Raw genomic sequence first — 18,716 nt, forward strand, 5'->3', positions numbered from 1 at the left:
CGCGCGCCCGCTGCTCCGCGCTCTTCTCGTAGCTGCGGTTCATCCGCTGCACCCGCAGCTCCGCACTCATCTCGTAGCTGTCGTTGATCCGCGGGTAGCCGTGGCGGCGTCCCGCCGGCGGAACTCCTCAGCGGGGCGGCAGTGGCAGCTCCATGGCGGGCAGGCCGTCGATGCTCGCGATGTTGTACGGCTTCTTGTTCGTGTACTCACGGAACTCGGCGTCGCTCTTGCGGCCGAAGTAGTCCGCGTGCAGCTCCCGCTCCGAGCGGTAGTCCATGAACGGCACCGCGAACCCGCACGTGTCGCTGATCAGCTCCGCCGTCACCACGACCACCGCCCGCAACGCAGGCCCGTCCGCCTCCCCGAACCCCGCCACCAGCCCGGCGAAGCGCGGATCGTCGCGGAACACCGGCTCACCGCGGCCGTGCACGCGCACGATGTTCGGCGGGCCCTCGAACGCACACCACATCAACGTCACGCGCCCGTTCTCCCGCAGATGCGCGATCGTCTCGGCGTGGCTGCCACCGAAGTCCAGGTAGGCCACCGTGCGGTCGTCGAGGATCCGCAACGTGCCCTGCCGGCCCTTGGGCGAGAGGTTGACGTGCCCGTCACCCGCCAGCGGGGCGGTGGCCACGAAGAACACCTTCTGGTTCTCGATGAACTCCTGCAGCCGCGGCTCGATCCGCTCGTATTCCTTACCCATGCTCAGCAGTATTGATCGTCTCGCGGAACCTGTCAGCCACCTTTCCCAGGTGCTGAACCCGCGTCGGCGCCGCGCCCGGTCACGCCTGCCCCGAAGCCCTGCGCGCCTCCAGCTCCACCCGGTCCCAGTGCGCCTGCCAGTCCTGCTGCGGCAGGTTCGAGTTGCCCGCCCGCAACCCGGCCACCCCGTCGAGGCCCTCGCGCAGGATGTCCGCGTGCCCGGCGTGCCGGTTCACCTCGGCGATCTCGTGCACCAGCAGCAGCTGCAACGTCACATACTTGCGCTCCTCCGGCCACCACGGCACCACACCGGGCGCGTCCAGCGGCAGCTCCTCGATGCTGGTGTCGGCGAACGCCGTCGCCCGCGCGAACAACCCCAGCACGTCCTCCCGCGACTCGTCCGCGGTGGCGAACATGTCCGAGTTCGGGTCGGCCTCGACGTCGAAGGGCAGCTTCTCGGGGAACGGGCGGCCCAGGCAGTCGCCGAAGTAGCCCGCCTCGACACCGGCCAGGTGCTTGACCAGACCCAGCAGGTTCGTGCCCGTCGGTGTCAGCGGGCGGCGCACGTCGTACTCCGAGAGGCCGTCGAGCTTCCACAGCAACGCCTCGCGGGCGACCTTGAGGTAGCGGTGCAGGTCGGCTTTCGGATCTGAGGTCATGCCGCTCACCCTCGCAGAGCCCCCCGACAGCGCCCGCACGGCCTCGGGGAAGAACCGGAAACAACCCGGTCCCGCCGTGCCGCTCGCGGAACAACGACCGCACGGACACCTCCGGGAACCACGCCCCGGAACGCCCGCACGAACAACCCGGTCCCCGCCCCCAGGTCCAGCACCGTGCGTCCCGCCACGACGACAACCCCTCGAGGGAAATCTCGCGGGTCACCCGGTGCGAGATGGCCTCCACGACGTCGTAGCGCCAGGTAAACCCCATACGGATGGCGGGATGACAGTGAGCCTTCACACGGACTAAACATTGCGGAGCCATGTCCCTGCCGTGGTACGAAAGGGTTTCCCTGCATGCGAAAGAGCCATCTCAGACCTCTGATCGGGGTCACCGTCGCCGCGAGCGTCGTGTTCGCCATGGGAGGCGTGCCCACCGGTGCGGCTCCCGGCGACCAGGAAACGTCGACGAACTACCAGGTCAGCAACGTTCGCACCGCTGAACAGCGCACCAAGCTCGCCAAGTCCGGTGCCGCCATCGACTCGGTCGAGGAGCACGGCATCGTCGTGATCACCGCGACCGCGCGTGAGGCCAAGAACCTGAAAGCACAGGGGTTCGAGGTCACCGAGCTGCCCAGGCGGATGGACGCGAACTCGGCCATCGGCCCGTTCGACTTCCCAGCGGCGGACTCGAACTACCACAACTACGCCGAGATGACGACGGCGATCAACAACGCCGTCGCGGCATACCCGAACCTGATCAGCAAGCAGGTCATCGGCAAGTCCTACGAGAACCGCGACATCGTCGCCCTCAAGATCAGCGACAACGTCGGTGTGGACGAGAACGAGCCGGAGGTGCTGTTCACGCACCACCAGCACGCCCGTGAGCACCTCACCGTCGAGATGGCGCTGTACCTGATCAACCAGTTCACGACCCAGTACGCGAGCGACGCGCGTATCAAGGGCCTCCTGGACACCCGCGAAGTCTGGATCATCCCGGACGTCAACCCCGACGGCGGCGAGTACGACATCGCGACCGGCAGCTACCGGTCGTGGCGCAAGAACCGGCAGCCCAACGCTGGTTCGGCCAACGTCGGCACCGACCTCAACCGCAACTGGGGCTACAAATGGGGCTGCTGCGGCGGTTCCAGCGGCAGCACCGGTTCCGACACCTACCGCGGGCCGAGCGCGGAGTCCGCGCCCGAGGTGAAGGTCGTGGCCGACTTCGTGCGCGGCCGCAACGTCGGTGGCAAGCAGCAGATCAGCGCGTCCATCGACTTCCACACCTACAGCGAGCTCATCCTGTGGCCGTGGGGCTGGACCTACGACGACGTCGCGCCGGGCCTGACCCAGGACCAGCGCGACACGTTCGCCACCATCGGCCAGCAGATGGCAGCCACCAACAACTACACGCCCGAGCAGTCCAGCGACCTCTACATCACCGACGGGTCGATCCCTGACTGGCTGTGGGGCTCGCAGGGCATCTTCGCCTACACCTTCGAGATGTACCCCGGCAGCGCCGGCGGTGGCGGCTTCTACCCGCCCGACGAGGTGATCCCGGCGCAGACCGCCCGCAACAAGGAGGCCGTGCTGCAGCTGCTGGAACGCGCCGACTGCCCGTACGAGGCCATCGGCAAGGAGCAGCAGTACTGCGGCGTCACCCCGCCCGACCCCGGTGGCAAGTTCTTCGAGAACGCGGCGGACTTCCAGATCAGGGACCACACCACGGTCAACTCCCCGATCACGGTGTCCGGTGTGACGGGCAACGCCCCGTCGACCCTCAAGGTCGCCGTGGACATCAAGCACACCTACAAGGGTGACCTGAAGGTGGACCTGGTGGCGCCGGACGGCACCGTCTACATCCTGCACAACCGCTCCGGCGGCGGCACGGACAACATCAACACCACCTACACCGTCAACGCCTCCAGCGAGGTCGCCAACGGCACCTGGCAGCTGAGGGTCAACGACAACGCCAACCAGGACACCGGGTTCCTCGACAAGTGGAGCCTGCAGTTCTGACCGGCTGAGCGTCAGGGCGTCGCCGTCGCGGCGCCCTGACGCCCGTAGTCCTTGACCCGCATCGAGTCGTGCATCCGCACGCCCTTCGAGTTGAGCTTGGCCAGCGGCCGGATCAGCCACGACGGCAACGACGTCAGCAGCTGCGCGCCCCTCACCAGCCCCGACACCCCCAGCCGGGTGGACGGGATCAACGTCTTCGCGGTGCCGAGCGCGAACGCCCTGCTCGCGTGCACGACGTCGCGCATCTCGTCCTCGTACCGCGCGAACGCCGCCTGGTGATCCGCGCCCGCGGACAACTCGCCCGCCAGCACGTACGCGCCCAGCACCGCGAGGCTCGTGCTGCCACCGACCGCCGGGCCGGGGCAGTAGCCCGCGTCCCCGACCAGCGCCACCCGCCCGCGTGACCACGTGTCCTCGCGCAACTGGGTGATCGAGTCGAAGTAGAACGCCCCGTCGCCGTCCAGGTACTCCAGCCACCCGTCGACCTCGCGGTGCATCCCCGCGAACGCCTCCCGCAGCAGTTGCTTCTGCCGCGCCACGTCGCGGTGGTGATACGAGAGCTCGGGCGAGCGGAACAGGAACACCGCGCGAGCGTCGTCCAGGTGCCGTGCGCCGTACACCGCCGCGGTACGCCCCGGCCCGATGTGTCCGGCCATCTCGCCCGCCACCCCCAGATCCCGCGGTACGGACAACACCGCCAGATACGCACCCACGAACGTCTTGCCGACCTCACCGAACACGAGCCGCCGCACGTTCGAGTGCAGCCCGTCCGCGCCGATGACCAGGTCGAACCGGCGGGGCGCACCGACCTCGAAGGTCACCTCGTCACCGATGGACGTGATCGAGTCGCCGAACACGTACTCGACGTCCGCGCGTGTGGCGTCGTAGTAGATCTCGCTCAGGTCGTCGCGCATGATCTCGACGTGCCGGTCCGACGCGGCTGCGAACAACTTCGCCACGTCGGCGCTGATCGGCTTGCGCGTGCCCTCACGCAGGTACGTCAGCCGGGTGGTCCCCGTCGCCAGCGCCTCGATGCGCGGCAGCACACCCATGCGTTCGGAGATGTCCATGGCCGGGGTGAACAGGTCGACCGCGTGCCCGCCGGTCTTGCGCAGCACCGGCGAGCGCTCCACCACCGTCACCTCGTGCCCGTGCCGCACCAGCCAGTAGGCGAGCACCGGGCCGGCGATGCTGGCTCCGGAAACGAGTATCCGCACGTCACAACCCCTTACTTAACGGTCGGTAAGTCACGCTGCCGACTGTAGCACCGCGGCTTACCGATCGTTAAGTAAGATTCGGACCGTGGCACGACAGAGCGACACCAAGCAGCGGATCATGCAGACCGCCCGGGAACTGTTCGCGCATCAGGGCGTGCAGCAGACCAGCCTGCAGGAGATCGCCGACCGCCTGGGGATCTCCAAACCCGCGCTCTACTACCACTTCGCCTCACGGGAGGAGCTCGTCCGCAGCATCGTCACCCCGCTGCTCGACGACGGCGAAGGGTTCCTCGCGCGCATGGAGCAACGCCACGACGTGCCGCCGGTCGAGTTGATCGAGGGCTTCTTCGACTTCCACCACCGCCACCGCAAGGACATGATGCTGCTGCTCACCGAGCTGACCACGCTCGCGGAGCTGGGCCTGATCGACGTCGTGCTGTCCTGGCGCGCCCGCCTGACCCGGCTCGTGTTCGGCCCCGAGGCGACGCTGGAGCAGCAGGCCCGCGCGGTGCTGGCGTTCGGCGGCATGCAGGACTGCACCATGCAGTTCCCCGACACCCCCGTCGAGGAGCTGCGCGCGGCCACCGTGACGGCCGCGCGCGCCGCCCTGGGCCTCTAGAACAAAAGCCGCCGTTCGGTCGCTGTCGATCGGCGCCGCGAAGGACGACCATCACGCGATGCCAGCTGCGCGAGAGAGCGCGATCACGGCCCCTGCACGCCACTAGATGAGAACGGACTCTCGAAACCGCTCTCGGCCCGTCTGAGCGCGAGGTAGGGTCCAGAAACCGATTAACCGCCGGGAGAGACATGCGCGCCGTCGAGATCAGACCTGGGGTCCGGATCCGCTGGGTCGAAGTGCCGGGTGCCACACCGGCACGGGTCTACCTGCACGGACTGGGCGCCTCCTCGGCTCCCTACTACGCCGAAGCCGTCGCGCACCCGCTGCTGGCCGGGCGCCGCAGCCTCATGATGGACATGCTCGGCTTCGGCATCAGCGACCGCCCCGCGGGCTTCGCCTACTCGCTGGAAGGCCACGCGGACGCCCTCGCCGTCGCGCTCGCGAAGATCGGGCTGCGCCGCTGCGAGATCATCGGCCACAGCATGGGCGGCGCCGTCGCCATCGTGCTCGCCGCACGCCACCCCGAGATGGTGCGCTCGCTCGTGCTCGTCGACCCCAACGTCGACCCCGCCACACCCGCGCTCGGCGCGCCCGGCAGCCGGGGCATCGCCGCCTACGGCGAGGCGGACTTCCTCAGCCACGGCTTCGACCGCGTGCTGCGCGACGTCGGCCCGCACTGGGCCGCCACCATGCGCATGGCCGGCCGCGAAGCCCTCTACCGCAGCGCCGTCGACCTCGTGCGCGGCACGTCACCCACCATGCGCAAGCTGTTGCTGGAACTGGAGATCCCGCGCGTCTTCCTGCACCCCGAGGACGCACCGCCCAGCGGCGGCCGCGAACTCGCCGCGTCCGGCGTGCAGGTCGTCTCCGTGCCGAACACCGGCCACAACATCATGATCGACAACGTCGAGGGCTTCGCGCGCGCCGTCGCCCAGCAGCGGCTGTCGGTCTAGCCGAGCTCACGGGCGATCGCGCCGGCGAGCAGCTCGCGCGCGCGTTGCAGGGTCAGCGAGCCGCTGTGCCAGCGCTCGCTCAACCCCTCGACGAGCGCGGTGAGCCGTTCGGCGGCCGCCCCCGCGTCGAGCTCCGGATTCGCTTGGCGCACAAGGGTTTCCACATCGGCGTTCCACGCCTCGGTCGCTGTGCGCAACGTCGCGCGCAGCTCCTCGTCGAACGCCGCGCTGGCCCGCAGCTCACCCCACGCGACGCTCGTGTCCCGTACGAACGCGGTGTCCTGCAGCTCGCCCAGAAGCATCCGCTCGACCCGTGCGCGCGGATCGCCGGACTCCACGTCACCGGTGTAGGACTGCGCCCGGTGGTTCACGTGCTCCAGCGCGGCACGCAGGATCCCGGCGCGGTCCTTGAAGTGGTAGTAGATCAACGCCGTGGACACCCCGGCCTCGGCCGCGAGCTTCTCGACGCGCAACCCGCGCACGCCGTCCTGCGCGATCACGCGCACCGCGGCCTCGAGCATCTGGGTCCTGCGCTCCGACACGACGCCCTCACTTAGGTTCCTGCTGGGTGGTGCAGTGGATGCCGCCACCGCCCGACGCGATGCCGTCGATGTTGATCTGCACCACCGTACGGCCGGGGAACAGCCGCTCCATCGTCGCCTTCGCCGCGGCGTCGGCCCGCCGGTCACCGAACTCCGGCCCGACCACCGCACCATTGCACACGTAGAAGTTGATGTACCCGGCCGCGAAGTCCTCGTCACTCACCCGCACCGTCTCCGGCCCCTCCATCACCTCCACCCGCAACGGCCTGCCCGCCGCATCGGTGGCCGACCGCAGGATCTCCAGGTGGCGGCGCGTCACGTCGTAATCGAACGACCCGGGGTCGTTGTCCAGCCCCGCCACCACCACGCCGGGCCCGGCGAACCGCGCGTAGAAGTCGGTGTGGCCGTCGGTGATGTCGCGCCCCGCGATGCCCGGCAGCCAGATCACCTTCCTGATCCCGAGCAGGTACGCGAGCTCCTGCTCGACATCGCTCTTCCGCCAGCCCCGGTTGCGGTTGGCGTTGAGCACGCAGCTCTCGGTGATGATCGCCGTGCCCTCGCCGTCGACCTCCAGCGCGCCACCCTCCAGCACCAGGTCCGTGCGAATCCGCCCGGCACCGGCCCGTCCGGCGACGAACCCGGCGACCTTCGCGTCCCGGCGGTGCTCCTGCTTGCCGCCCCAGCCGTTGAAGTTGAAGTCGACCGCCCCGCCGCGCACGAACACCGGCCCCGTGTCACGCATCCACAGGTCGTCGAGTTCCGCGACCACCAGCTCGACACCCGGCATCAGCGACCGGGCCCGCTCCACGTCCTCGGCCCGCACCAGCATCGACACCGGCTCGAACCGGGCGATCGTGGTCGCGATCATCGCCTGGTCGCGCCGGACCCGGGGCAGCAGGTCACGGCCCCAGATCCGCTCGCCGGCCGCGAACGCCATCCACGTCCGCCGATGCGGCCGCCCCTCCTCGGGCATCACCCACGCCCTGCCGGTGTCACCTCGGCAGCCGGCGAGCAGACCGCTGACGGCCGCCGACAGCACGAAGCTGCGCCTGTTCATACCCCCAAGCTATCCCTGACTGAAATTTCAGTCAAAGCGAAACCGCTGGTAGTGACCACGGACATGCCGTGGAGAGGTCAGCGGCGCCGGGCGGGCTCCGCCGTCCAGTGCGAGGGACGCGACAGCGCGGCGGGCAGCTTCGTCTTCGCGTTGCCACGCGCGGCGTTGACCTGCGGCTGGGTCAGGAACAGGCACGTGCTCAGGTCCGCGCCCGACAACTCCGCGCCCCGCAGGTCGGCGCCGATCATGTCCGCCCGCGACAGGTCGGAGTTCGTGAGATCCGCGCCGATCAGGTACGCACCGCGGAAGTCCGCGCTGCTCAGGTTCCTGTTGCGCAGCCGTGCGCCGATCAGGTCGGCGCCCCGGTAGGACTTCGCGCTGGTCCGCAGCCGTTCACTGGTGCGCAGCAGCAGGACGTTCACCTTCGCCCGGATCTCCGCGACGTCGAGCGCCAGGATGGCGTCCGGCGAGGCGACCGTGTGCCGTTCCACCTCGGCGAAGGCCTGGCCGAGGTCGTCGTGCGGGTCGAGACGGCCAGCTTCGGCGAGGTACCAGAGCAGTTCGTGCAGCTGCCGGACCACCGGGAACACCGCGAACATCTGCTGCCGCTCGGCGGTGCGCCAGTCGACGCCCGCGAACACCGTCTGCGACACCCGCTGACCCGCGCCGAAGCAGTCATAGACCGTGCAGCCGGCATAGCCCTTCGGCCGCAGCTGGTCGTGGATGCCGCACCGGTGATCGGCCAGCAGGTTCCGGCACGGCGTGCCCGCGTCCTTGGTGGCCGCGAAGTCCGCCGATTTCGCGAACGGCAGCGCGACGCAGCACAACCCGAAACAGTTGGCGCAGTCGCCTTTCAGCTCGTCCATCACCGATCAGCCTACTGGGTCGCCTCTCGGGACGAGGTCTTCGCCCGCCGTGCCGCCCGCAGCTCCTCCGCCGCCTCGTCCAGCTGACGCTCGGCACGTTCGGCGCGGGTCAACGTCTGCGCACGCGCGTCCTCCACGACCGCGAGCGTCTGCCGCACCGCCGCCACCTGCTCCGCGCTCTCCTGCCTGACCTGCGCGAACCGCGTCTCGAACTCCGCGCGTGAGCGCTCCAGCTCCGCCCGCGCGTCCGCAGCGGCCTGCTCGGCGCGTTCTGCCCGGACCACCGCCAGGTCACGAGCCTTCGCGGCCCGGCTGACGGTCTCCGCCGCCTCCGCCCGCGCCTGCTCCACCTGGGCCGCCGCATCGCCGCGGGCCTGATCAGCGGCCTGTCGAGCGGCGGCCGCCTGCGCCTCGGCCCGCTCGACCACGGCCTGTGCCTCCGCACGGGCCCGTTCGATCTCCGCCTGCGCCTCGGCGCGCGCCTGTTCGATCTCCTTGGCCGCCTGCCGCCGCGCCTGCTCGGCGTGCTTCACGGCGTCGGCCTTGGCCTGCTCCGCCCCGGCCCGGATCTCCTCGATCACGGCCGCCGCCTGCACCCTGACCTCGGCGATCTCCGCCTCGGCCCGCGCGGCGGCGTCGCGTGCGGCCTGCCGGGCCTCGTCCCGTTCCGTCACGGCCGTGTCGACGGCGTCATCGGCTTCCTCCGCCGCCCGCACCGCCTGCTCGGTGGTCTCCTCGGCGGCCTTGCGGGCGCGCTCGGCCTCGTGCCGGCGTTGTTCGGCGGAGGCCAGTTCCGCCCGCGCCTCCGCGACCCGTCGCGCCGCCTCGGCTTCGGCGGCCTGGACCAGGCTCTCGGCGACGCTCGGGTCCGCCATCGCGTTCAGCTCACCGACGGCCCGTCCGAGGGTCTGCGTCATCTGCTCCGACAGCACCCGGAACCGGTCGAGAAGCTCTTCGGCCCTGATCTTGGCGGTACCGGAGACCCTCGGGAGATTCGTCACGGTGACGACCTCCAGGTTTTGCTCGGGGGTTTCCGCCAGCCGCTGCCGTTCCCTCCACGCCCGCCAGCGCGTGTGCTCGGGCAGGTCGCAGTACTCCGAGGGCCTGCCGGGCCCGCCACCTCGAAAAACAGGCCGCTCGCAGCCGGGGAAGTTACAGCTCGTGTCCACAGCCATATCGTAGCAGAATTACGTGTGAATTAACGTTATCCAACGCAACGCTACTCAATTAGGCGCAGAAAATCTGACCGCCGATAAGTGAACATTATCGGCGGTCAGAAAACCGGTGGCGGGGCGCGCGATCATGACCGCATGACGAACGAGCCGTACGAGACAGGCATGCTCGAGGTCGGCGACGGCCATTCGCTGTACTGGGAGGTGCTGGGCAACCCGCAAGGCAAGCCGGCCGTCGCGCTGCACGGCGGTCCCGGATCGGGAAGCTCGCCGAGGATGCGGACCCTGTTCGACCCGGACCGCTACCGCGTGGTCCTGTTCGACCAGCGCAACGCCGGGCGCAGCACCCCTCCGGCCACCGACCCGGTTGTCGACCTGTCGGCGAACACCACCCAGCACCTCATCGCCGACATCGAGGCGCTGCGGGTCCACCTCGGAATCGAGCGCTGGCTGGTCGAGGGTGGCTCGTGGGGCGTCACGCTCGCGCTCGCCTACGCGCAGGCCCATCCGCAGCGGGTGACCGAACTGGTGCTCGCGGCCGTGACCGACGGCACCCGCCGCGACACCGACTGGATCACCCGTGACATGGGGCGGGTCTTCCCGCGCGAGTGGGAACGGTTCCGCGACGGCGTGCCCGCCGGCGAACGCGACGGGGACCTGGCGGCCGCCTACAGCCGGTTGCTGCACGACCCCGACCCCGAGGTCCGCGCCACGGCCGCGCACGAGTGGTGCCTGTGGGAGGACACGCACATGTCGCTGGCCCCCGACGCCGAGCCCTTCCTCTCGGTCGCCGAACCGGCATTTCAGCTGGCCTTCTCGCGCCTCGTGACCCACTACTGGTCCCACGGCTGTTTCCTGGAAGAAGGCCAGGTACTGCGTGACATCAAGCTGCTGCACGGCATTCCCGCCGTGCTGATCCACGGGCGCTACGACGTCAGCGCTCCACTCGGCACGGCCTGGGCACTGCACCGCGCCTGGCCCGGAAGCGAACTCGTGGTCCTCGGCGACACCGGTCACGGCGGCGGCAGCATGACTGCGGCGATCATCGCCGCCACCGACCGTTTCGCCCGCGATCAGAGCGGCGCGTAGACCGTCCGCAGCGTGGCCAGCACCAGGGCCTGGGTGACGGTGACGACCTCGCTGACGCGAACCTGCTCCTGCGGACCGTGCGCGAGCCGCACGTCACCGGGCCCGTACTGCAGAGTGGGAATCCCGGCCCCCGCGTACAGACGCAGATCACTGCCGTACGGCGCGCCTTGCTCGACGGGGCGCGCCCTGCGGGTGACGTCCGCGTGCGCGTCGCCGACCAGGTCCGCGAGTGGATGCCCTGCCGGTAACCGGCCGCTGGCGAACTGACCGCCGGGCCACGTGACGACGGCGGGGTGGGCCCGCAGCCACGGGTCCGACTCGCAGGCCTCGGCCACGCACGCCTCGAGTTCGGCACGGGCCTGCGCCGGCTCCTCCCCCAGTGCCACGCCCAGTCGTCCCTCGGCCACCAGCAGGTCCGGCACGCTGCTCGCCCAGTCACCGGCCTGCAGCGTGCCGACCGACAGCGGGTACGGAACTGGGTAGGCGGACATGAGCGGATCGGCGCCGGCGTTGCGGCGTGCTTCCAGCCGGGCGAGCGCGGCGTGGATGGGCAGGTAGGCGTCGATGGCGCTGACTCCGGCGTACCGCGTGCTGCCGTGCGTGGCCTGGCCGGGGACCTCGATGCGGAAGGTCAGGGCACCGCCGTTGGCGATCATGAGCGCGCCGCCGGTCGGTTCGGTGATGATGCAGGCGTCACCGGTGTGGCCGCGCTGGAGGGTGCCGAACGCCCCGAGCCCGCCGTCCTCCTCGCTGACGACGAAGTGCACGGACACCCGCGGTGTCGCGTTGACCGCGCGGATCGCGGCCAGCGCGGCGAGGATCGCCACCACGCCGGCCTTCATGTCGCACGCTCCGCGGGCGTGCACGACGTCTCCCTCGACGCGCGGGCGGAACGGATCGCCTTGCCACTGCGCCAGGTCGCCGGGCGGAACGACGTCGACGTGTCCCTGCAGGATCAACGTCGGCCCGTCGCCGTGCGAGCGTGTGTTGCCCACCAGCCCCCACGCCTCCGTGCGCGGCGCCTCGCCGCCGGGGAAGTCGTCGTGCGCGCGGAGTCCTGGCAGGTCCATCGACCAGAGATCGACGTCCAGGTCCATCCGTTCCAGATGCCCGGCCAGCACGTGCTGCAGTTCGGACTCCGCGGCGCTGCCCGTCACGCTCGGCACCGCGAGCAGGTCCAGCAGGAGCCGGCCGATCGCGGCCTCGTCCACCGCGGCCAGCGCCGCCGCCTCGACATCGTTGATTCTCACCAGCCGGAGATTAGGTTCGCCGGGCAGTGCAAACAATCGCCGAAACCGGCGCCCGGCAGTGGTTTGTTTGCAAAGATCACGGCCGCGTGGCAATTTTTTGTGCCAGGCCGGATCCTCTGGGCATGGACGACATCGACCAGGCGATCATCCGGTGCGTGCTGCGCAACGGCCGCGCCACCTACGCCGAGATCGGCAAGGCGGCCGGGCTGTCGCCGTCCGCCGCGAAGAGACGGCTCGACCGGCTGGTGGCCACCGGAGCGATCCGCGGTTTCAGCGCGCTCGTGGATCCGCAGGCGATGGCCTGGCACACCGAGGCGTTCGTCGAGGTCTACTGCGCGGGCAACCCCACCCCGGCCGAGCTGGGCCGGGCGCTGGAGGACATCCCCGAGGTCGTCGAGGCCTGCACCGTCTCCGGCGCCGCCGACGCGATGCTCTACATGCTGGCCAGGGACATCCCGCACCTGGAACAGGCCATCCAGCGCGTCCGCTCGACCGCTCCCGTCGAACGGACCGAGAGCGCGATCGTGCTGTCCAGGCTGCTCACCCGGCCACGCGGGCGGGAAGGCGCCCTATCGCCGGAGGCCTGAGTTCAGAAGTCTCCCGGCGAGCGCCACCACGAGGCCGCGCAGCTCGTCCGGCCTTTCAACGACGAACGGCAGGTCCAGCGACGCGAGCACGCCGGGCAGCCAGTCGAGCCGCTCCACCCGCAGTTCGACCCTCGACCAGCCATCGGCGAGAGGCTCCACCACGGCAACGCTCTCGGGCAGCCGGGTACGGATCTGTGCGGTGGTCCCCTGGATCCGCACCGTCACCTCATATCGGTACGCGGCGGTCGCGAACCCGGTCAGAAGCTGGTGCGCCGCATCGAGATCGCCTGGCGGGTCGAACGAGCCGGGCAGCGTCCTGGCCGTGACGATGCGGTCCAGCCGGAACGTCCGGTCCTCGCCGAGCGCGGGATCGGCGCCGGTCACGTACCACCGGCCGGAGTGGGCGACCAGCCCGTACGGGTGCAGCGTGCGTTCGCTGTGCCGGCCGTCGGCGGCGGTGTACCGGATGGCGACGGGCCGGTGGTGGCTCACCGCGTCGGCGATCGCGAGCAGGACCGGAGCATCCGGAGCGGCAGGCGAACCGGGCGGGGTGGTGAAGGCGAGCGATCCGAGCACCGCGTCGAGCCTGCCGCGCAGCCGTGCGGGCAGCACCCGGCGGATCTTGGCGGCCGCCGTCTCGCTCGCCGTGCCCGTCATCAGGCCTGTGACCAGACCGACCAGCACGGCGAGCGCCTCGTCGTCGCTGAGCATCAGCGGCGGCATCCGGTAGCCGGAAGCGAGCCGGTAGCCGCCGTACCGTCCGCGCACCGACTCGACCGGGATGTCGAGGTCGAGCAGGTGGCCGACGTACCGGCGCACCGTGCGTTCGTCCACCTCGAGCCGTGAGGCGAGCTCCGCCACCGACCGGACGCCCCCGGATTGGAGGAGCTCCAACAGGGACAGCACGCGTGCGATCGGCCGGGCCATGGCCGAGATTCTCGCGCACATACCGGGCGGATTCTGTCCGGTATCGCTCCTAGCGTGCAGTCATGGACTTCGCATCTATCCGCGTCATCACCGCCGACGTCGCCCGCCTCGCCGACTTCTACGAACGCGCCACCGGAGTGGACGCGACCTGGACGAACGAGGACTTCGCCGAGGTCAGGACGCCGACCGCCACCCTCGCGATCGGCAGTACCCGCACCGTGGCGTTGTTCGCCGCCGGATCGGCCGAGCCGGGTGCCAACCGCAGCGTCATCATCGAGTTCGAGGTCGACGACGTGGAGGACGTGCACGCGAAGCTGGCCGGCGCCGAGGTCGTCCAGGAACCCACCACGATGCCGTGGGGCAACCGCTCACTGCTGGTCCGCGACCCCGACGGCAACCTGGTCAACTTCTTCAGGCGGGCAGCGCGTCCAGGGCTCTGAGCCACGACTTGTCGCGCTGAAACAAGTTTCTCGGTCCTCGTTCGGCTGCACTCGCAGACGCATCAGCGACGCAGGAGGAGGCACCCATGGTGCAGTCGGCAGAACGAGCCGGAACGGATCTGGCCGAGATCGGCGCCCGCCCGATCCCCGAGTTCGACGGCGTCCACGACGTGTGGCCACGCGGTGAGCGGCTGGCCGCGGTGCGCCGCGCCGCGGCGGCGTACAAGGTGCGCTTCAAGGCACAGGGCCAGGTGCGTGCCGTGAGGTCGGTGGACATCGCGGCGGCGCCCTATCCGGTCAGCTTCGCCTTTCACGGCGCGGTGTCGGTGCCCACGCTGCCGCTGATCTCGATGATCAACCGGATGCTCGTCGTCCAGTACGACGACTGGGACGGCCGGCCACGCACGCTGGTGTTCGAGCCGACGGTCCCGGACGGCTCCGCCGAGGCGCCGTTCTACCGGAACCTCCGGCGGCTCATGGCCAAGGTGCCCGGTGGGCACCTGCTGGAGAAGGTCGTTCTCCGGTACTACAACGAACCCGGCGACGTGCTCGCGAAACTCGGCCTGACCGCCGGCGACATCGACTTCTGCACCTTCGACCACCTGCACGTGCAGGATCCGCGGATGATCCTCGGCTCCACCGAGGTCATCGAGGGCGAGACCGAGCCGCGCCGGCCGCTGTTCGGTGACGCGCGGATGCTCGTGCACCGCCGCGAGCTCGCCACCCTGCAGTCGCTGCACCCGATGCAGTGGGCGTGGTACGTCGAAGGCGGACTCGGCGGCGTGGACCCGGCGAAGTTCGTGACGTTCGACGGCGACATCGAGCTCGGCCCCGGCGTCGCGCTGCTGTGGACCCCCGGCCACACCGACGGCAACCACTCGCTGGTGATCAACACCCCCGACGGCGTCTGGGTCTCCTCGGAGAACGGGATCTCCCTCGACAACTGGCAGCCGGAGCTGTCGAGGATCCCCGGTGTGCGCAGGTACCACGAGCAGTTCGGCCGCGAGATCTGCCCGAACGCCAACACCCTCGAGGACTCGCTGGACCAGTACGACTCGATGGTCAAGGAGAAGACGCTGGCCGACCCCTGCAAGCGGGACCCGCGGTGGCTGCAGATCCTGCCGTCGACCGAGCTTGCCCCGTGGAGGCGTTTCTGGCCGGTCGTGCCCACCTACGTCCACGGCGGCATCGCCTACGGCGAGATCAAGGCAGGGCTGCGATGAACCCCGCCGGTGCCGTCGTCACCGGGGCCGGCCGCGGTCTGGGCAGGCAGATCGCCCGGCTTCTCGTCGCCCGCGGTCACCACGTCCTCGTCACCGATCTGGACGCGGCCTCCGCCCAGGCGACGGCCGACGAGCTCGGCGCCACCGCCATGGCCGTCGACGTCCGCGACCCCGCCCAGGTCGACGCGGCCCGCGACGCGATCATCGCTCGGGCCGGGCGGCTGGACGTGTGGGTGAACAACGCCGGCGTGCTGGTCACCGGCCCGGCCTGGGAACAGGACCCGGCGACCCGGCGACTGATGATCGAGGTCAACACCCTGGGCACGGTCAACGGCACCGTCGCCGCGATCGGCGCGATGCGCGAGGGCGGCGGCCATGTGGTCAACATCGTCTCCCTCGCCGGTCTCACCGCCGTGGCCGGCGAAGCGGTGTACGCGGCGTCCAAGCACGCCGCGATCGGCTTCAGCCTCAGCACGATGGCCGACCTGAAGCTCGCCGGCATCAGCGGTATCGACATCTCCTGCGTCTGCCCGGACGGCATCTGGACTCCGATGCTGTACGACAAGCTGACCGACCCGGCCTCGGCCCTGTCCTTCTCCGGAAAGCTGCTCCAGCCGGAGGACGTCGTCGAGGCGGTCAGGAAGGTTCTCGACAAGCCTCGCCTGGTGACCACGGTTCCCCGGCGGCGCGGGCTCGTGGCCCGGCTCGCGGACCTGGCGCCCCGGCTGGGGCTGGCAGCCGTGCCTCTCGTGGTCGCCCAGGGCCGCCGCGCCCAGCAGCGGCTGCTGGACCGACACGGCGCAGCTCCCGGGGACTGATTCCGAACCAGCGCCGCACGGCGTGGCTCAGGGACGACTGCTCGGTGAAGGCCACGAGGGTGCTGACCTGACTGAACGGCAGGTCGGTGCCGGTGATGAAGCGATGGGCCGCGTCCCGGCGCACGTCGTCCAGCACGGTCTCGAACGACGTCCCCTCCCGCGCCAGCTGCCGCTGCAGTGTCCGGGGATGCGTGGCCAGCAGCCGCGCGACGGCCACGACGGACGGCACGGACGTGCCGAGGGTTTCGGCGATGGCGAGCCGGACTCGGGCCGGGACGGCGCCGGTCGAGTCGGGATGGTGGGTCATCAGATGGTCGAGGGCGATCCCGCGGATCGTCTCGTTCGCTGTCCCGAACCGCTCGTCGAGGACCTGCCGCTCGACGCACAGCGCCCCGGCCTGGGCGCCGAACCTCACGTCGCAGCCGAAGAAGTCCAGGTACCGGCGAACCGGGGACACGGGCCCGTGCGGAAACTCCACCGAGCGCAGGCCCGTGAGGCCGCCGAGCAGCGCCACCGAGACGCGGTGGAACAGCCCGAGGCCCAGTTCCATGGCCTGCGGCGAGTACATCGACTCGCGCAGGTCCTTGTAGTACGTCAGCGCCACCACGCCCCGGCGGCCGTGCGGGTCGGGCCGGACGTCGATGCTGAGGGCGGTGCTGTGCACGAACATGAACCTCGACGCGCACCGCAGGGCTTCGGCCACCGTCGAGGAGGACTCGACCGCGACCGCGAGCGGCCCCAGGACGCCCAGGTCCTGCCGTTCGGCCAGCCGCAGCCCGAAGTCGGGACAGCCCAGCGCGTCGGCCGCGGCGTCGAGCATCCGGTCATGGGCCGTGATCGGGACCAGCTCGTCGTCGGCCTCCAGAGACCGACGGGGGATGCCGAACCGAGCGAGCAGCGCGTCAGGGTCACCGCCCAGCTCCTCGACCAGCGGCACGAACCCGCGCAGACTCGCCGCTCGGATCATCGGGCCCATGCGCCGCAGGATAGGGGACCAAGCGCCCTAGGCCGGCCAGGCCCGCAGCACCGAGTCCAGCGCGTCCAGGGCTCTGAGCCACGACGCCTCGACCCCGCGCGGGTGGCTGTGGAACGCCCCGGAGCGTTCCAGCGACACGAACCCGTGCAACGTGCTGTGCAGCAGCCGCGCGGCATCGGTCAGCTCCGGCTCCCAGAGTTCATAGCCGCGCAGGACCGCGCGAGTCATCTCGGCGTGCTTCAGAGCGCTGTCGGCGGCCGTGTCGGGGTCGAGCGCGATCTGCATCGCCGAGTAGCGGCCGGGGCGCTCCTGGGCGTAGGTGCGGTAGGCGGCGGCGAACGCGACCAGGGCGTCCTTGCCCGAACGGCCCGCGATCGACTCCGCGACCCGGTCCGCGAACTCCGCGAGCGCCAGCACGGCCAACCGGACGCGCAGGTCCTGGGCGTTGCGGATGTGCGAGTAGAGCGAGGCGTCCTTCACGCCGAAGTGCCGGGCCAGCGCGGACACCGTCACGTTCTCGAAGCCGACCTCGTCCGCCAAGTCCGCCGCCGCCTGCGTGAGGCGGTCGGCCGTGAGCCCCGCACGTGCCATCCGTCACCCTTCCTAGGGTCCTTAATTATTTGCCTAGGACCTATAGGTAAGCCTAGCGTCCGTGGTCATGAAGCCGCTGACCGAACACGACATCCGCGCGTCCTTCGTCAATTCCACCAAGGGCGAGGCGAAGCGCATGCACGTACCCAGGGATCTGGGCGAGCGGCCGTGGGACGACCTGGACTTCCTCGGCTGGACCGACCCGGCCGCGCCCGACCGCTCGTACCTGGTGATCGAGCTGGACGGGCGGCTCACCGGCATCGCGTTGCGCAGGGCGGCGCAGGCCGGGCGGGCGCGCAAGACGATGTGCTCGTGGTGCCTGACCACGCATTCCGGGGACGGCGTGTCGCTGATGAGCGCGCGCAAGGCGGGCAAGTCGGGACAACTGGGCAACTCGGTCGGCGTCTACGTCTGCGCCGACCTGGCGTGCTCGCTGTACCTGCGCGGCAGGAAGAGCGCGGGACCGGGCTCGCGGTTCCACGAATCGATCACACTCGACGACCAGGTCGAACGGATGGTGTCCGGGATCAGCGCGTTCCTGGACCGGGTGAACTCGTAGGTCTCAGAGCTCGAGCACCAACTCCGCGGAGCACGCACGGGCACAAGGCCACGGCTCGCCGCACTCGGTGCAGCCGGTCGTGGCGGGCAGGTGCGTGTCGAGCACCTGCACCGCCCTGGTTCGGTAGCGCTCCAGGTCGGTCTCCCAGTTGTGGCGGGAGCCCGCGGTCGCACTCGTCATGGTCATCAGTCCTCGGGTTGAGCTTGGTGCACACAGCATGCACCTGTGACGGCGCTCACGGGCGACAATTTCGCGAATCCCGACCATCGGCGGGTCGTCACCCAGTGGGCCCGGCGAGCTCCTCGAGGTCAGCACGCAGGTGGCCCAGCGCGCTGCGGTAGAGCTGCGGGCCCACGGACACGCGGGCGACCCCGGCCGCACGAAGCGCCTCCAGCGACCCGCCCCGCAACGGCAGCCCGGCGTTCACCGGTGCGCCGACCTCCGTGACGA

21 protein-coding genes and 1 pseudogene are annotated in these 18,716 nt (G+C 70.3%); 9 read left to right on the plus strand and 13 right to left on the minus strand.

Features of this window, described 5'->3' with window-relative positions; translation table 11 throughout:
* Positions 1 to 127 precede the first annotated feature (127 nt).
* Complete coding sequence (locus tag BLR21_RS03850) at positions 128 to 703, minus strand: pyridoxamine 5'-phosphate oxidase family protein (protein WP_090004188.1); 576 nt, start codon at positions 701 to 703, stop codon at positions 128 to 130.
* Positions 704 to 782: 79 nt separating this feature from the next.
* The gene (locus tag BLR21_RS03855) at positions 783 to 1,361 is read right to left on the minus strand and encodes a DinB family protein (protein WP_090004189.1); all 579 of its coding nucleotides are present in this window, start codon (positions 1,359 to 1,361) and stop codon (positions 783 to 785) included.
* Between the two features lie 357 nt (positions 1,362 to 1,718).
* On the opposite strand from BLR21_RS03855, the gene BLR21_RS03860 reads away from it, so the two are divergent.
* Positions 1,719 to 3,380 carry a M14 family metallopeptidase gene (locus tag BLR21_RS03860; RefSeq protein WP_090004190.1) on the plus strand — a complete coding sequence of 554 codons (1,662 nt, stop codon included), beginning with the start codon at positions 1,719 to 1,721 and terminating at the stop codon, positions 3,378 to 3,380.
* 11 nt (positions 3,381 to 3,391) lie between these two features.
* Here BLR21_RS03860 and BLR21_RS03865 read toward each other — a convergent pair whose 3' ends face one another.
* On the minus strand, positions 3,392 to 4,597 hold the full coding sequence (locus tag BLR21_RS03865; RefSeq protein ID WP_090004191.1) for an FAD-dependent monooxygenase: 1,206 nt from the start codon (positions 4,595 to 4,597) through the stop codon (positions 3,392 to 3,394).
* Between the two features lie 85 nt (positions 4,598 to 4,682).
* On the opposite strand from BLR21_RS03865, the gene BLR21_RS03870 reads away from it, so the two are divergent.
* Positions 4,683 to 5,216 carry a TetR/AcrR family transcriptional regulator gene (locus BLR21_RS03870; RefSeq protein ID WP_090004192.1) on the plus strand — a complete coding sequence of 178 codons (534 nt, stop codon included), beginning with the start codon at positions 4,683 to 4,685 and terminating at the stop codon, positions 5,214 to 5,216.
* A gap of 188 nt (positions 5,217 to 5,404) precedes the next feature.
* The gene (locus BLR21_RS03875; RefSeq protein WP_090004193.1) at positions 5,405 to 6,169 is read left to right on the plus strand and encodes an alpha/beta fold hydrolase; all 765 of its coding nucleotides are present in this window, start codon (positions 5,405 to 5,407) and stop codon (positions 6,167 to 6,169) included.
* On the opposite strand, the gene BLR21_RS03880 is transcribed toward BLR21_RS03875, so the two are convergent.
* The 4 genes from BLR21_RS03880 to BLR21_RS42265 form a co-directional block, all read right to left on the minus strand.
* Positions 6,166 to 6,711, minus strand: coding sequence for a TetR/AcrR family transcriptional regulator (locus tag BLR21_RS03880; RefSeq protein ID WP_090004194.1), 546 nt, complete (start codon positions 6,709 to 6,711; stop codon positions 6,166 to 6,168). The two genes, BLR21_RS03875 and BLR21_RS03880, sit on opposite strands and share 4 nt — an antisense overlap.
* 7 nt (positions 6,712 to 6,718) lie before the next feature.
* Positions 6,719 to 7,768 (minus strand): agmatine deiminase family protein, encoded by a 1,050-nt coding sequence (locus BLR21_RS03885; RefSeq protein ID WP_090004195.1) that lies wholly within the window; start codon positions 7,766 to 7,768, stop codon positions 6,719 to 6,721.
* Between the two features lie 77 nt (positions 7,769 to 7,845).
* On the minus strand, positions 7,846 to 8,634 hold the full coding sequence (locus BLR21_RS03890; RefSeq protein ID WP_090004510.1) for a pentapeptide repeat-containing protein: 789 nt from the start codon (positions 8,632 to 8,634) through the stop codon (positions 7,846 to 7,848).
* Between the two features lie 11 nt (positions 8,635 to 8,645).
* A complete protein-coding gene (locus BLR21_RS42265) occupies positions 8,646 to 9,803 on the minus strand; it encodes a hypothetical protein (protein WP_176929436.1) in 1,158 nt (385 codons plus the stop codon).
* Positions 9,804 to 9,944: 141 nt separating this feature from the next.
* Here BLR21_RS42265 and pip point away from each other — a divergent pair, with 141 nt between their 5' ends.
* Entirely contained in the window at positions 9,945 to 10,895 is a 951-nt protein-coding gene (gene pip / locus BLR21_RS03900) for a prolyl aminopeptidase (RefSeq protein WP_090004196.1), read from the plus strand.
* On the opposite strand, the gene BLR21_RS03905 is transcribed toward pip, so the two are convergent.
* Positions 10,880 to 12,145, minus strand: a complete 1,266-nt coding sequence (locus BLR21_RS03905; RefSeq protein WP_256334442.1) for an ArgE/DapE family deacylase — start codon at positions 12,143 to 12,145, stop codon at positions 10,880 to 10,882. The genes pip and BLR21_RS03905 overlap by 16 nt on opposite strands.
* Before the next feature lie 122 nt (positions 12,146 to 12,267).
* Here BLR21_RS03905 and BLR21_RS03910 point away from each other — a divergent pair, with 122 nt between their 5' ends.
* Entirely contained in the window at positions 12,268 to 12,732 is a 465-nt protein-coding gene (locus BLR21_RS03910; protein WP_090004197.1) for an Lrp/AsnC family transcriptional regulator, read from the plus strand.
* On the opposite strand, the gene BLR21_RS03915 is transcribed toward BLR21_RS03910, so the two are convergent.
* Positions 12,715 to 13,659 carry a helix-turn-helix transcriptional regulator gene (locus BLR21_RS03915; RefSeq protein WP_090004198.1) on the minus strand — a complete coding sequence of 315 codons (945 nt, stop codon included), beginning with the start codon at positions 13,657 to 13,659 and terminating at the stop codon, positions 12,715 to 12,717. The two genes, BLR21_RS03910 and BLR21_RS03915, sit on opposite strands and share 18 nt — an antisense overlap.
* 62 nt (positions 13,660 to 13,721) lie before the next feature.
* Between BLR21_RS03915 and BLR21_RS03920 the strand changes: the two genes are divergently transcribed.
* The 3 genes from BLR21_RS03920 to BLR21_RS43495 all read left to right on the plus strand — a co-directional run bounded on the left by BLR21_RS03920 (position 13,722) and on the right by BLR21_RS43495 (position 16,140).
* Positions 13,722 to 14,099 carry a VOC family protein gene (locus BLR21_RS03920; protein ID WP_090004199.1) on the plus strand — a complete coding sequence of 126 codons (378 nt, stop codon included), beginning with the start codon at positions 13,722 to 13,724 and terminating at the stop codon, positions 14,097 to 14,099.
* Between the two features lie 86 nt (positions 14,100 to 14,185).
* On the plus strand, positions 14,186 to 15,322 hold the full coding sequence (locus tag BLR21_RS03925; RefSeq protein ID WP_090004200.1) for an MBL fold metallo-hydrolase: 1,137 nt from the start codon (positions 14,186 to 14,188) through the stop codon (positions 15,320 to 15,322).
* On the plus strand, positions 15,319 to 16,140 hold the full coding sequence (locus BLR21_RS43495) for an SDR family oxidoreductase (protein WP_090004201.1): 822 nt from the start codon (positions 15,319 to 15,321) through the stop codon (positions 16,138 to 16,140). The genes BLR21_RS03925 and BLR21_RS43495 overlap by 4 nt, the downstream gene beginning before the upstream one ends.
* Positions 16,141 to 16,177: 37 nt before the next feature.
* Here BLR21_RS43495 and BLR21_RS03935 read toward each other — a convergent pair.
* Both BLR21_RS03935 and BLR21_RS03940 read right to left on the minus strand, forming a co-directional pair.
* Positions 16,178 to 17,116 (minus strand): annotated as a pseudogene (locus BLR21_RS03935) (AraC family transcriptional regulator); the annotation flags it as partial.
* A gap of 27 nt (positions 17,117 to 17,143) precedes the next feature.
* Positions 17,144 to 17,707, minus strand: coding sequence for a TetR/AcrR family transcriptional regulator (locus BLR21_RS03940; RefSeq protein ID WP_090004202.1), 564 nt, complete (start codon positions 17,705 to 17,707; stop codon positions 17,144 to 17,146).
* A gap of 67 nt (positions 17,708 to 17,774) precedes the next feature.
* On the opposite strand from BLR21_RS03940, the gene BLR21_RS03945 reads away from it, so the two are divergent.
* Positions 17,775 to 18,266, plus strand: coding sequence for an FBP domain-containing protein (locus BLR21_RS03945; RefSeq protein WP_090004203.1), 492 nt, complete (start codon positions 17,775 to 17,777; stop codon positions 18,264 to 18,266).
* Positions 18,267 to 18,269: 3 nt separating this feature from the next.
* Here the strand turns inward: BLR21_RS03945 and BLR21_RS42270 are convergent, their stop codons facing one another.
* On the minus strand, positions 18,270 to 18,446 hold the full coding sequence (locus BLR21_RS42270) for a hypothetical protein (protein WP_176929437.1): 177 nt from the start codon (positions 18,444 to 18,446) through the stop codon (positions 18,270 to 18,272).
* A gap of 97 nt (positions 18,447 to 18,543) precedes the next feature.
* Complete coding sequence (locus BLR21_RS03950) at positions 18,544 to 18,693, minus strand: hypothetical protein (RefSeq protein ID WP_143027589.1); 150 nt, start codon at positions 18,691 to 18,693, stop codon at positions 18,544 to 18,546.
* Positions 18,694 to 18,716 lie beyond the last annotated feature (23 nt).

It is taken from the genome of Lentzea albidocapillata subsp. violacea (assembly GCF_900100275.1).
Classification (GTDB): Bacteria; Actinomycetota; Actinomycetes; order Mycobacteriales; family Pseudonocardiaceae; genus Lentzea; species Lentzea violacea.